10 protein-coding genes are annotated in these 13,908 nt (G+C 38.9%); 3 read left to right on the top strand and 7 right to left on the bottom strand.

The features are described from left to right. Nucleotides 1–439: 439 nt before the first annotated feature. Nucleotides 440–754, top strand: a complete 315-nt coding sequence (locus HC179_RS10915; RefSeq protein ID WP_168864329.1) for a hypothetical protein — start codon at nucleotides 440–442, stop codon at nucleotides 752–754. Nucleotides 755–814: 60 nt separating this feature from the next. Here HC179_RS10915 and HC179_RS10910 read toward each other — a convergent pair whose 3' ends face one another. Beyond that, nucleotides 815–1,069, bottom strand: coding sequence for a YqkE family protein (locus tag HC179_RS10910; protein ID WP_346775139.1), 255 nt, complete (start codon nucleotides 1,067–1,069; stop codon nucleotides 815–817). Nucleotides 1,070–1,269: 200 nt separating this feature from the next. On the opposite strand from HC179_RS10910, the gene katA reads away from it, so the two are divergent. Next, entirely contained in the window at nucleotides 1,270–2,727 is a 1,458-nt protein-coding gene (gene katA, locus HC179_RS10905) for a catalase KatA (protein ID WP_205825294.1), read from the top strand. A 176-nt stretch (nucleotides 2,728–2,903) separates the two neighbouring features. Next, entirely contained in the window at nucleotides 2,904–4,139 is a 1,236-nt protein-coding gene (locus HC179_RS10900; RefSeq protein WP_168864328.1) for an ATP-binding protein, read from the top strand. 54 nt (nucleotides 4,140–4,193) lie between these two features. Here HC179_RS10900 and HC179_RS10895 read toward each other — a convergent pair whose 3' ends face one another. The 6 genes from HC179_RS10895 to HC179_RS10870 form a co-directional block, all read right to left on the bottom strand. Next, nucleotides 4,194–5,915, bottom strand: a complete 1,722-nt coding sequence (locus tag HC179_RS10895) for a WG repeat-containing protein (RefSeq protein WP_168864327.1) — start codon at nucleotides 5,913–5,915, stop codon at nucleotides 4,194–4,196. A 203-nt stretch (nucleotides 5,916–6,118) separates the two neighbouring features. After that, nucleotides 6,119–6,652, bottom strand: a complete 534-nt coding sequence (locus tag HC179_RS10890) for a histidine phosphatase family protein (protein WP_168864326.1) — start codon at nucleotides 6,650–6,652, stop codon at nucleotides 6,119–6,121. Then, a complete protein-coding gene (locus HC179_RS10885; protein ID WP_168864325.1) occupies nucleotides 6,649–7,179 on the bottom strand; it encodes an NUDIX hydrolase in 531 nt (176 codons plus the stop codon). The genes HC179_RS10890 and HC179_RS10885 overlap by 4 nt, the downstream gene beginning before the upstream one ends. Nucleotides 7,180–7,194: 15 nt before the next feature. Next, nucleotides 7,195–8,337 carry an SMP-30/gluconolactonase/LRE family protein gene (locus tag HC179_RS10880; protein WP_168864324.1) on the bottom strand — a complete coding sequence of 381 codons (1,143 nt, stop codon included), beginning with the start codon at nucleotides 8,335–8,337 and terminating at the stop codon, nucleotides 7,195–7,197. 659 nt (nucleotides 8,338–8,996) lie between these two features. Next, entirely contained in the window at nucleotides 8,997–9,536 is a 540-nt protein-coding gene (locus HC179_RS10875; RefSeq protein WP_205825293.1) for a dihydrofolate reductase family protein, read from the bottom strand. 97 nt (nucleotides 9,537–9,633) lie between these two features. Beyond that, complete coding sequence (locus HC179_RS10870) at nucleotides 9,634–13,860, bottom strand: tetratricopeptide repeat protein (protein WP_168864323.1); 4,227 nt, start codon at nucleotides 13,858–13,860, stop codon at nucleotides 9,634–9,636. Between the last annotated feature and the right edge of the window lie 48 nt (nucleotides 13,861–13,908).

The following is a 13,908-nucleotide window of genomic DNA, read 5'->3' as shown; positions in this document are numbered from 1 at the left end:
GCGAAGACTCCTGAGGGAGATAGCGGTAGCTTGAGACCCCGCAGCGGAGCGAGGAGGCTCAAGCACCGCCCCTAGGAAAGCGAAGCCATTTGTGGAAATCAACAGCGGTATTTAGAGTCGATACCTATGATAACTATATTGTTCGTCTTTTATTAAGGTTTTTTAGTTTTGTCCCAGCCTCTTTTTGTTTTAGAACAATGGTAAATTTCTGAAGGCTCATAGCTGTTGATTGAAGCAAATGGCGAAGACTCCTGCGATAAAGTAGCTGCAATGTTGAGACCCCTGAAGCGTTGTGAGGAGGCTCAAGGTTGCCCCGGGATAGTGAAGCCATTTGCGGAAATTAACAGCGGTGTTTGGCGGATATTCTAATCAAATTTTTTGAAACTTATTCCATTTTTATACGTAGATTAATTTATCTATGTATCAAGGAGGAAACATAATGGTCAAATATCTTATCACTTTAATCATTGTGCTTGCAGCAGAAATTGGTATCTTACTGGGAATCTCCACCTATTTTGACTTTAACCTCTTAAGCACCATGTTCTTCGGCTCTCTTGCTTTTGTCTTTATAGCCTTCTTCACTAGTTCCTCAGGAGACATTTTCACTAAAAATTCAGAAGCAGCTGTTTTTGATTCCATGGCTGGTCGTTACACCCCACAACAACAGAAGCCAACATTACATATCGGGCCATTTTTGCTAGGATCTCTGTTATGTTTAGCTGTCTACTTCGCCATGGCTTTTTTTCTCTCCTAACAAAAAAGAGAATGGTTATCTAGACGGACCATTCTCCCTTTTCTATTCACCAAGCCAACCTTACTTGAATTCCTTCCAATTTTGATTACTTTCTTCGAACAGTTCTTCAAACGATTTATTCTTCTCCCTTAATCGCTTTTCTTCTTTTTTCCTTTCAGCTTCTTCCATTTTTTGTTTTTGTTCTGTTTGTAGAAGTTGGTCCTTCATGGATTTTAATTTCGAATAAACATCCCCTTCTAATTGATCTTTCAATGATACCTTCTCTTCCTTTTTATTCGTCAAAGACTTTGTATTACATTTATGCTTTTTCTTCACGTCAAGTCAACTCCTATCATCACGTTTTCTAGTAGTATAGCAAATTACAAATCAACCATAAACAGACAAGTTTAATATACCGTTTACTTATAGATATATATTATTACTTTATAATAATTATAAAAAAGTATTGATTTTCCTCTAATAACTGTTATCATTAAGCGTGTAATAAAATATTTTTTATATTGAGGTGAAGGATTTTGACAACTAATAATAGACTCACAACTAGCTGGGGGGCTCCTGTGGGAGATAACCAGAATTCCATGACTGCGGGTTCAAGGGGACCTACCCTCATACAAGATGTACATCTTTTAGAAAAGCTCGCCCATTTCAACCGAGAACGTGTCCCCGAGCGTGTAGTACACGCTAAAGGTGCTGGTGCACACGGATACTTCGAAGTAACGAATGATGTTACTAAATACACGAAGGCAAAATTCCTTTCCGAAGTAGGAAAACGCACGCCACTTTTTGTCCGTTTTTCCACGGTAGCGGGTGAAAACGGTTCTGCTGATTCCGTTCGTGATCCACGTGGATTTGCCGTAAAATTTTATACAGAAGACGGGAACTATGATCTTGTCGGAAACAACACACCAGTGTTTTTCATAAGAGATGCCATCAAGTTTCCAGACTTTATTCATACACAAAAGCGCCACCCTCAAACGCATCGAAAAAATCCTAATGCCGTTTGGGATTTCTGGTCCTTATCTCCTGAATCCCTTCATCAAGTGACCATCTTGATGTCTGACCGTGGAATACCGGCTACATACCGTCATATGCATGGCTTCGGTAGCCACACCTTCAAATGGGTAAACGAGGAAGGCGAAGGTGTTTGGATTAAATATCATTTTAAAACAGAACAAGGTATTAAAAACTTGACTGAAGAGATTGGAACGAAGATTGCAGGTGAGAACCCTGATTATCATACAGAGGATTTATTTAATGCCATCGAAAAAGGTGATTACCCTGCATGGAAGGTTTACGTACAGATTATGCCTATGGAGGATGCAGATTCTTATCGCTATGATCCTTTTGATGTGACAAAAGTATGGTCCCAAAAAGATTATCCTTTGATGGAAGTTGGGAGGATGGTACTGGATCGAAATCCGGAAAACTATTTTGCTGAGGTGGAGCAGGCAACGTTCTCTCCAGGAACACTTGTACCTGGAATTGATGTTTCTCCAGACAAAATGCTGCAAGGGCGCCTTTTTGCCTATCATGATGCTCATCGCTACCGAGTTGGAGCGAATCACCAGGCGCTACCCATTAACCGAGCACGAAATGAAGTTCACAACTATCAACGCGATGGCCAGATGAGGTTTGACAACAATGGTGGGGGTTCCGCCTACTATGAGCCAAATAGCTATAACGGGCCAAAGGAGACTCCTGAAAACAAGCAAGCTGCTTACCCTGTTTCAGGTTTAGCTGATAGCGTTGCCTATGATCAAAATGATCATTATACTCAAGCAGGTGATTTATATCGTTTGCTAAGTGTGGAAGAACGCACCCGCTTAATAAAAAATATTGTAGGTGCAATGACACCTGTGGAAAGTGACGAAATCAAGCTTCGTCAAATCAACCATTTTTACAAAGCGGATCCAGAATACGGGAAGTTAGTTGCTAAGGGCCTTGGTTTGCAAGTTCCACAAGAAGTCCGCTAATTTTAATTTTCATTTCTCTTTTATTCTCACTTCTGTCAAGCAGGCACCAAAATTTGGTGCCTGTTCCTTTTTGTTAGAAATATTTACACATAGTTACTTTTATTAGCACCAAAATCTAAATGTTTCTGCTATTATTAATGGGAATAGAAGTTGCAACAGAAGGGACGTTTAACCTCTTGATTGAAACATTATTATTGAATTTTCTTTTTCTGATATTACCTATTATCATCTATTTAGTATTTTTTGAAGACAAACATCATTCTTTTAATAGATGGATGTTCAGTTTATTTGCCACTATTTCCATGGTGCTATGTATGTCCTACCCTATTCATTTACAATTAGGGTTCATTTTTGATTTACGCTATATCCCTTTTTTCATTATTGCATTATATTCTGGTCATAAATTTGTATTTCCACTTTACATAGTCTTAAATTTATACCGTTTTTATATCGGAGGAGAAGGAACTCTAAACTCTTTCCTTACCTCTACAATTATATTTTTATTCGTTCCTTTTCTAAGCAAAATGTTTTTGACATTTAAACCAAAGAATAGATTGATATTTTCAGCTGGTATAATAACAGTGTTTATGGGAATCTACCTTATTCTACTAAGTTTGTATTTCGAAAAATTAAATAGCGAATTTATCATGCTTAGTATATATGCAGTCACAACGCATGCAGCGTTAATGGGAATTATCGTCATTCTAATAGAAAAAATCATTCTAAATATTCGAAATCGCGAGCGCTATATCAGTGCCGAACGACTAAATGTGGTAAGTGAACTGTCGGCAAGTGTTTCTCATGAGATTAGGAACCCATTAACGGTTACGAGCGGTTTTCTTCAATTACTGGGTAAATCACAGACAATTGGTGTCGAAGAAAAAAGATACTTAGATCTCTCCTTGCAAGAATTAAAACGCGCAGAAAAAATTGTGAGTGACTACCTATCTTTTGCAAAACCACAATCGGAAAATATGGTCTATTCTAATCTACAAGAAGAAGCTGAGTATACGAGAAATCTTATCATTCCATATGCTGCCATGCATCAGGTCGAAGTTCAATATTCATTTCACAACACATTGAAAACGTCCTATGACCGCAACCAATTGCAACAATGTTTCATCAACCTTTTCAAAAACAGTATAGAGGCGATGAAGCCTAATGGTGGTATCCTTTCGATCGCATTTACGGAAGTAAAGAATGACATCATCATTACAATAAGGGATTCAGGAATTGGCATGACTTCCGATGAAATAAACCGGTTAGGTAAGCCGTATTTTTCAACAAAAGAAGAAGGTACTGGCCTTGGAATGTTGATGGTGTACAGTACAATCAATAAAGTTAAAGGGACCATAAATGTGCAAAGTATAAAAGGAAAAGGCACCACCTTTATCATTACCATTCCTACATAGAATAAAGGTAGACTTCTTGCTGAAGAAGCTACCTTTTTCTTTATGTCCAAACTATTAATGAAATGATCGCCAAAACGCGCCTTTTTTGTCAATGATGTTATTGATTTGTTTGAATGGAATTTCAAATGTAGGGAATCCAGCTGCATATGGGGCTATCTCATATGGTGTAAAATAAAGGAACAAGGCATCACTAGAAACATAGAATGGCTGATCAGGTTGAATCCCTTTAAAGGAATCTGGAAAGTAGTTATCTGGGTTTTCCTGTATTTGTTCTGCAACCAAATCACTTAACACTTTTATATAATCACTGTTTGATTTGAACAAGTCTTTCAACTCGTATATTTTACCTGTGCTGATATCTATTGGCACCATAATTTGTGTCGGCATGCCATGTGCAGCTCCAAAAGGATAGTTGTAGCCATTAAGCTCTAGTATTAGTAAATTCTTTTTATAAAATTGCACAGAAAAATCACCTGTGTAATTATAATCCAGTTGTTTATCCAGCGGAATAGGAATAATTTGAGATTGTGTGCGTAATACTTCGTTGACTTTTTTCTCTGCTTCTTTATTTTTCATTCCTTGAATCTGGGGATAATACACGAGATAGTCCTTGTTTGGCCGGTATTTTTCCTCGCGAATTGAAACATTACTATTTACCGGAATGACGGAATTTTGAGCATAAACGAGATTGCCGGCTTTATCATAGTAGGACAACCTCTGATCAACAAATGCTCTCACCAGCTGCCCTTCAATAGAAAGCGTTCCAATGCCATCTATTACAGGAAGGTCTTTTGCCTGTCTACCGCTTTTGTTAATAAAGAAACTTTTAAGCCCTCGCGTCACAGAGCTATATTCCCCTTTGTAGTTGTTCACTGAATCATATTGAAAATCAGTCATTATCTGTCCGCTCACCGTATCGGCTATTGCATATGTCGAACCTACAAATGGTTCCTCAAGGTTAATGGCTCTTCCGATAGCTGCCCTGTTCCCACCAAGTTGGTTTATATCGTTATATCTTGGAGGAATGATATAGTTCCCGCTCTTATCAATTAAACCGAATCTATTTTTATAATCATTGGACGCATTGACAACAGCCCTCCCCCCCTGAAAAGGTAAAGCCATACCAAATTGTGGTTTTATGATGACGTTCCCTGACTCATCTACATATCCTGCTTTATCCTGATATGTTTTTTTAAAGGAAAGAAGCCCTTCACTTAATCCATTCATCTGTTCGTACGGATACCTTTGAAGTAGAGTACCGGTGGAATTTAGCAAGGCATATAAGCTATCTTTCACCTGTACGAGTGCTTTTCCGCTACTCATATCAAAGGCATACTGGTATTGAGCAGGAATTGCTACATTACCGTTCAAATCTAAGTATCCATAAAGTGTGCGACCCCCATCCTTAGAATCTTGGAAAACCGCACGGCCCCCTTGATAGGGACTAATAAACGAATAGGCTTTTTGCGTCAATACTTTACCTTTTTCATTTAAGACAACTGAACCACCTTCATTTAACATAGCTATGGCACGGCCCTCTGTAAAAGGAAAAATGGAGCTGTAGTTGGGGCGAATCACAAATTTACCGGTTTGTGTAATAACCCCTGCCCCACCCTTACGTACAATCGCTAATCCATTTTGCTGGAACTCCCCGGCATCTTCAAAGGTGGGCTTTAGTACAAACATGCCCTTCTCATCTATATATCCCCACTTTGTACCTTCAACCGTTCTTATCGATGCAGGAAACAAACGTGGTTTCATTATTCTTCCGAACATATATGTGGTCACCCCATTAGTTTTTGATATCTTATGGGGTTATGTGGTGATAGGTGAAGGCCTAACTTGAACGGTCGAACGAAAAAGGGATTCTTTGCTTGAAAAAATCAGGTGTTTTGGGAAATTCGTGCGGAAATGAAGGGAGTTGATGCCAAAACTGCAGGAGTTCGTGCGAAAATGATTTTACTGCAACTATGGAAAGATCAAGATAGATACCTGTTATTATAAACTTTGTAATCTCCATTATCCGACGAATATTTTAAAACACTATCTTTTCCGAGAGCTCCTTCTAAATAAGCCCCGATTACCCCAGTAGTACATCTATGACCTGCTATAAGAATGTTCATTTCATCTATCTTCTCTTCCTCAAGGCTCTTTAAAAAACCAATTACCCTGCCAGCAAATTGGTCCATCCCCTCCACTCCTACATACTTGGTTGGATCAGGAATCGCCCCTTTAAAAATCACCTGTTCTTTTTTCAACCCATCTGCTTCACCAAGATCAAATACATCCAGCCGTTCGTCAATTTTCGGTTCATATCCAGAAATAATTTCAGCTGTTTGAATAGCCCTTTTTTGTGGGGAGGAAAACACATAATGAAACTCAACATCTTTTAATTTTTCTTTTAACACGTTCGCCTGACGCAAACCTACTTCGTTTAAAGGAAGCCCCTTTCTACCTTGCATTCTTCCCTCTTTATTAAAATCTGTCTGACCGTGCCTGATGACGTAAATCATTGTTGTATCACCCTTTCTAGTATTTTATTGGTAAGCTGCAAAATTTTATGTAAGACGTATGTCTCCCGCTCAATCCATCCGTTATACCCACTTAGTTTTTGTGCACGTTCGTTTTGTGATATAGCCTCTTCTATGGTAATCCATTTAGCGGTAAAACCCTGATCTATCTCATACCCCTCTAACTGTTGAGCACCGGCTTCTCCCATGCATTTACATAGGTAATAATGGGACTTCATTTCAAAATGAATACCTTGATTGAAAACGTCCTCTCTTCTTTCCATATACACTCCAAATTTTTCTCCTACAACCGTATCCACATAACCCGTTTCCTCTAACACTTCTCGGATAAGTGCTTCACTATGGGTTTCTCCAACTTCGATACCCCCACCAGGAAATTTGAAATCACCTTTGTTTGAGTGAAGCATCAAAATATGGCCATCCCGAATGACAATAGCCCTGACCGCTTCCCTAATTTTTACATGTTTGTTTTCTACTTTCTCTATCCCTATGAATTTATTAAAATACATATTTAACACCTTCTTTTAAAATTCTATATCTACTTTTTTTAATAACCCGATGGCATTCATTTCATTAAGTTGGTGGAAATACAGGGCATCCACTGTCTCCGTTACTCCTGTGATATTCGTATATGGAATGGAATCACTTTGCATATCTTCTACTACTTCCCCTAATTCGTTAATTGCGATAACGTGCGAGTATCCTGCCCCTTTAGGCAACATCTTAGCTGGAAGACGCATTGCCATTTTCCTTAATATGGGCTTATCAGAACTGAATTCTAGAAAATCATTTCTCGACATGATTAATCCAATCCAGATTCTGCCGTCATTTCCACGCATCATATTATCCGGTAGTCCAGGTAGGTTATCTATTAGAACTTCTAAAAATTCACTTTTATCCTTCGTGCTTAATGTTTGATCTGATTCAAGATTTAATTTCCAGATGCGGTATCTTCCCGTTTCATTTATTAGGAGACTTTTTTCGTCCATACTTAATGCTAATCCGTTTGCAAAACTAATATCTTTCATTAGAACTCTAGTTTTTTTCGTCGATGGATTATACTCCAAGACTCTTCCTGTACTGCTATTTTCGAGAATATCTATTTCTCCAGCCCGTCCAACATCACCGATTTCTTTCGCTTTTGTTCTTTGAGAAGCATCAGTAAAATAAATAATTCCACTATTAGAAACTACTACTGCGTCAATAAATCCTAAAGGGGTTTCTTCAGCGGTGTCTGTTAAAAGTTCAATTTCTGTATCACCTTCTTCATAATTGCTAATTTTCAGTAGCCCTCCCTGTTTACCATAAAGTGGATCAGCAACGATGATTGACCCTTCTCTATCAAAGTCAAAGCCTAAAGGTCTGCCTTTCGTATTTACTATTTCCTGTAATTCTGTGCCATCCTCCCGTACACGAATGATTGCACCAGTTTTTGTGGCGGCGTACAACCATCCTTCACGATATACGATATGTTCCGGCTCTTCATATTTTCCAATTGAAAGAAATTCCATTCCCTCTAATTTATTATTTTTTTCGTAAGCACCGATGTATCCCATGGATTTAGGAGATTCCCATGAAACAGGGTCAATCGAGACAGGCCACAATAATAGATACAAGATTAATACAGTACAAAGTAATGCAAGAACTTTGATGATGGTGAGTTTCATAATTCCCCTATACCTCCAATAACTACCATATATTACTTATTATCTCCCACAAGTTTACAACCGTCTATCCAAAATTGTAGAAGGTTAGAGATTTAAGGTAGATGGTTGCTTGGGAAATGTAGAAGGTCATCTGGGAAATGTAGAAGGTCGCAGTTTTACGGTCGAAGCTGACGCATTAACGGAAGAAGCTCTTTTTTTCAGAAAAGCAGGTGCACTCTTCGATAGCGTTTCACCTACACATCCTAGTTCCAAGGAGTTTTATCCTCTAAGCATAAATTGTAGAAGGTTAGAGTTTTAAGGTAGAAGGTTGCTTGGGAAATGTAGAAGGTCATCCGGGAAATGTAGAAAGTCGCAGTTTTATGGTCGAAGCCGACGCATTAACGGTAGAAGCTCTTTTTTTCAGAAAAGCAGGTGCACTCTTCGGATAGCGTTTCACCTACACATCCTAGTTCCAAGGAGTTTTATCCTCTAAGCATAAATTGTAGAAGGTTAGAGATTTAAGGTAGATGGTTGCTTTGGAAATGTAGAAGGTCATCCGGGAAATGTAGAAAGTCGCAGTTTTATGGTCGAAGCTGACGCATTAACGGTAGAAGCTCCTTGTTTCCCACAAAAAAAGCAGGTGCACTCCAAATAGAGTTACACCTGCCTATCTTCGTCCCTTATCTTATTACTGAGTATCGATTCTGAACTAGTCCTGAAGGAAATGACTTACTCTCCAAAAGCTTCAGCTTATTTTCTTGTTCGGTTTCTTTAAATAATCTAATGCCATTCCCGATTAGGATTGGTATTGTTGATATGACATACTCGTCAATTAAATCTTGTCTGACGAACTCTTTAATTACTTCCGCTCCTCCATCAACAAATATATGTCCTCCACCTGTTGAACGAATGTTATCAATCAATTCTTTGACATCACCCGAGTAGTATTCAACATTGTTATCTGATCCCTTTTTAGAATTAGAAAGAACATATGTTTTTCGTTCTTTGTGGGGAAATTCAACGCCAAAAGACAATACTTTCTCATACGTTCTTCTACCCATGATAACTGTGTCCACACTTTCTACAAAAGCCACATACCCATAATCTTCACCAGGGGTTTCCACCATGGAAAGCCAGCCGATATCATCGTCTTTTTTTGCTATATACCCGTCCACACTTTGTGCGATGTATACAATTATTTTTCTTGAATGCACCATCATGCTTCCTCCTATCAAATAACTACATTTATTTTAATGATAGTAGCATGTAAACAAAACAGGAACAAGCACCATGTGCATTGCCCCTGTATGCTCTAAACTATTGTTCTGACACTTCCAAAGGGAACATTCCTGCTTCTTTCAATGGTTCCAGATCTTCATCATCCAACGACATTTCAATAAAAATCCCATCTTCATCTGCTTCGAATAATTCAGCCAAATGAGCAGCTGACTCCTCGAATCTACCTAAAAGAGACAAATAACATGCCCGATTATATAGTAGCATAGCGTCTTCAGAATCAATTTCTAATGCCTTATCTACCATTTCTAATGCTGCATGAAATTCACCATTTAATCTTAAGGCTATACTAGCTTCATTCATAATCTGCGTATCGTCCGGAGCAAGTTGTAATGCTCTCCATATTGTTTCCTTCGCTTCTATAACGCGGTTGGTTTCTCTGTAAAGGAGAGCCAATTGATAGTAAGCAGCCGGATCCTCGGATTCAAGTTCAATAACTTGTTGATAAGTTGATTCTGCTTTCTCAATATCACCGAGAAGCTTGAGTACATAACCATACTGCGACAGATACCTAGAAGCTTCTTCTTCTGCCAGACATCTTTCCACCAGCTCTTTCGCTTGCACTAAATATTGTTGATGTTTTTTCGCTGGCGCTTCTTCATCAAGTAACTCCAGTATCGTAGAGGTTAGCTGGTAGGCTACATCAGGTTCCCAATGGTATTTTAGGAATTTTTCGTAGGACTTGATGGCGTCCGTTTTCATATCAAGTTGCAGGTAAACATCTGCCAGCCAGAAAACCGCTGTGACATTTTCTCTATCATGCTTGAGCGCGTTTTCGTAAAGGCTGATCAGGACACCAAAGTCCACACTCGCTTTGCCAAAATTCTTCAGCTTTTTGAACCAATTTCGTTCGGACAAATCGTACTCTTCGTTTTCCCTTCTCGCCATGAGCACTTTGTCAAAGGCCGCTGCTGTGTACATGCTGACTTTACTCTTATCGTGGTCAGGAAGTTTAAGTCGATTTATGACTTTTTCCAAAGTTAGCATAGAACCTGCACTGACATGTATATCTACAAACAGCTCATACAAGTTGCGGTTTTCCATGTCCTTACATAGTAATGGTAGAATTTCTTTCTTGGCTTCTGCAAATTTCTTCTTTCGCAAGGTGATTTGTATTCGATGCATAAGAAGTGGGATCTCCTCTGGTTCGAGAGCAAGGGCTTTTGAGACATACTCCTCTTCTGCCCTATAATCTCCCAACACTCCATATACATAACCAAGGCTGTCATAAACAAAAGAAGCATTTCTTTCATTTAGAAGACTACCTAATTTCTCTTTTAGTTCCAATAGTTCATTTTCCTTTAAAAGAGAGGCGAAATACTCAATATTTACCGCATACGGGTTTAGAGCAAACGCCTTACGGATATGAAAAAGCTCTTGTACCTTATGGTTTAGTCGATGACAGATATCGGCAATATTAAGGTGGGCCTGAACGTGAGTCGAATCAAGTTCAAGGACCATTTTGTAACATTTTCTTGCTTGCTTATCTTCCCCTAGCTTAACCAAAATTTCCCCAAGACGGTATAGAGGAAGTAGTTTGTAAGCTTTTGAAAGACCCAATTCATAACATTCCTTCGCTTGATACCACAACCCGCTACTCTCATAAAGACAACCCATATATGAAGGATAGAGATAATTTTCCACATCTTCTTCGTGTTTGTTTTGCAGGAAGGTGATTCCTCTAGTAATATAAGGAGTCTCTTCAATCAGATTGACATAGAGTTCCAATGCATCTTCCACGTTTGTAGGCGCGCAATCAATACCTTTTTCCAAGAGTGACAATGCCTGTTCTAAATGTCCTTGTGGCGCATCCATTGCCAGTGCAGCTTCCCACATATATTTTCCTGCATTCACCAAGTACTCACTGTCATCTTGAAATCTGTCATAATTTTCATTTAGCCATGCGTAGGCGTCACTGAATTTCTCTTCTTCTTTTAATAAATGACCAAGATTTACCCATCCAGAAGGATCCTCCGGGTACTTCTCTGTTGCTCGTAAGTATAGAACTCTTGCATTCTCATACTCTTTCTGGCGCTCATAGAAGTCACCAAGCTCAAGAAGTAGAAGAATCGCTTCATCGGTTTCTTTTATTCCATTTTGTAAAAGAGGTTCCACTTTCTCCGGTTGCATATAGACAAATTCGTACAACTGGGCAAGATCGCGATATGGTACGGCTATTTCCGGATCGAGAGAAATCGCTGTCTTGAATCCCCTTTCTGCATGACGGTAACGTTCTAGTTCCTTGTCACATCTTGCTCTTTCAAACCAAGCATGACCATGCGACTTTACTTCCTTCAAGACAGAACTGAATTGTTCTCTAGCCTCTGTATAAAACTTATTATCAAACAGAATCATTCCATGGTTAATTCTGGTGAATGTATCCAAATCATTAATATCCATTGCAATCGTCGAGTAAGTAAGAGCCTGTTCATCCAAGCCTTGAAAGGAAGTGGAAAGCGCCAGGTAGGACCACAGAACAAAGTCATCCGCTTCGAAAGTGATACCTTTTCGGAAGCATTGTGTTGCCTCTTCATGTTCGTTTTTCTCGTAATGGATTCTTCCTTTTAAATACCAGTAGGCAGATTGGTAATAATGAGGTTTTACATTTGAAAGGTATTCCTCTGCCTTCCCCCATTTTTTTAAGCGAACATATGCCATCGCGATAATAAGATATTTATATTCTCTTTCAAAATTGGACTGTTCAACAGCTTCTGCAGCTTGTGACAGCAATTCTTCCTCGTTTTGTTTTGACAGAAATTTCAAAAAACTTGCAGCAACAATTATGTTTGTTATGTTTTCACGAATAAAGGATTTGTCCTCTTCGGAAAAGTCTTCATAACAATTTTCTCCGAGCACTTGTGTCCTAGCAGCAATTTCATGTTCTTTTTCATCTAAAAAATGGAGAGAAGCTGCCATTTGTGATGGAACGACTGCAATTGCCAACGCGTGGCTATTGCTGAATTCTTCCTGAAACTTTTCATATTCCACATAGACAACATCTGGCAAGTTCGGATCCTGAATGATCAGGCACTGTAGATTATCATCATATCCAACCACGACCTGTACATGGGAAGATGTAGGATACTCCAAGCTCATTATGACTGATATGCCTGAGTGTAACATCTGTTTGATGAGCTCCACATTGCTATAAAAGTATCTACAATCAAATCCCCTCTTCTCTAAGAAGGTAATAGCTTTAGAGATACTAGAACCTGAAACAGTAAAGATGGACTCAGCCACTTCCTCTTGTGAAACGTGTTGATTATACATGCTAAACACCATCTCAAGACTTGCTGGGACACAGTAGTTGCTTTTTTGAAGGGTCGGTTTGTAATACTTGATTAGTTTGGATTCACTTTTCACTGTTTCTGGTAGATGTCTAAAATGGGATTGGGTAGCTATCGTATCATTCTTTTGAAGAAAATCTCGCAAAGCAGAAATATCATGTTGATGGTACAAGCTCTCTGCCACCCACAAACTGTTAACCGTCTGATAGCTATGAAAAGGAGTAGCATCCTGAAGCTCCTTAACTGCCACCCTCAGCTCGGACCACTCTTTCATTTTATAAAGATACCGCAATTTTTCCATTTTCAGCCTTGGAAAATCCGGATATTTTTCCGTTGCAAGGTCGATATACCCTTTCGCTTCCGCCCAATTGCCCTGAAGCATATAATGCCTGATTAACATTCCATATGCATACGCACCGTCTTTCTTATCCTTTAGCCCTTCAAGGAGATGCTTTACACCTTCCTCCCACTCACCTTTCTGGAGATAGTAGTAACCCCAGCGTGTTTTCATAGAATTGGAAGTCAATTCTTCACATTTCTTCAAATATTCATATGCAGCTTGATAACGGTGCATACGGATACAGGCAATAGCAAGGTTATAGACAATTTTCTCTTCTTCTTTTTTGGTTAGGTCTTCTTGTAATAAAGGTAATAACAATTCCTCTGCATTGATAAATTCTCCAACATCAATAAGTTCCTCACAATACCATATCGTGGATGTTACTGTTTTCTTTTTTCGATAATTTGCTCTTATCAGCGTTCCAGAAACATCATCCATCAGAGCAAGGTCCATCACCTGTAAAATCGGCCGCAGATCCTCATCCGTCAGCGCTAGAACCTCGCGGAATGCTGATAATCTTGGCTTTTTCGTATATTCAGTAAAAGTACTTATAAAAAGTTGGAGTGCAGCTTGATAATTAGTCTCTTCCATTAATTGTGCCAACTGCTTGGTTTTCATCATAAGTTCTCCTCAGATCCCATTCGAAATTTTCACATAACTAGATTAAAT

This window comes from Bacillus sp. RO1 (assembly GCF_012524115.1).
Classification (GTDB): Bacteria; Bacillota; Bacilli; order Bacillales; family Bacillaceae_I; genus Sutcliffiella_A.
The sequence above is the reverse complement of the archived record's forward strand: the minus strand, read 5'-3'. Positions and strand labels throughout refer to the sequence as shown.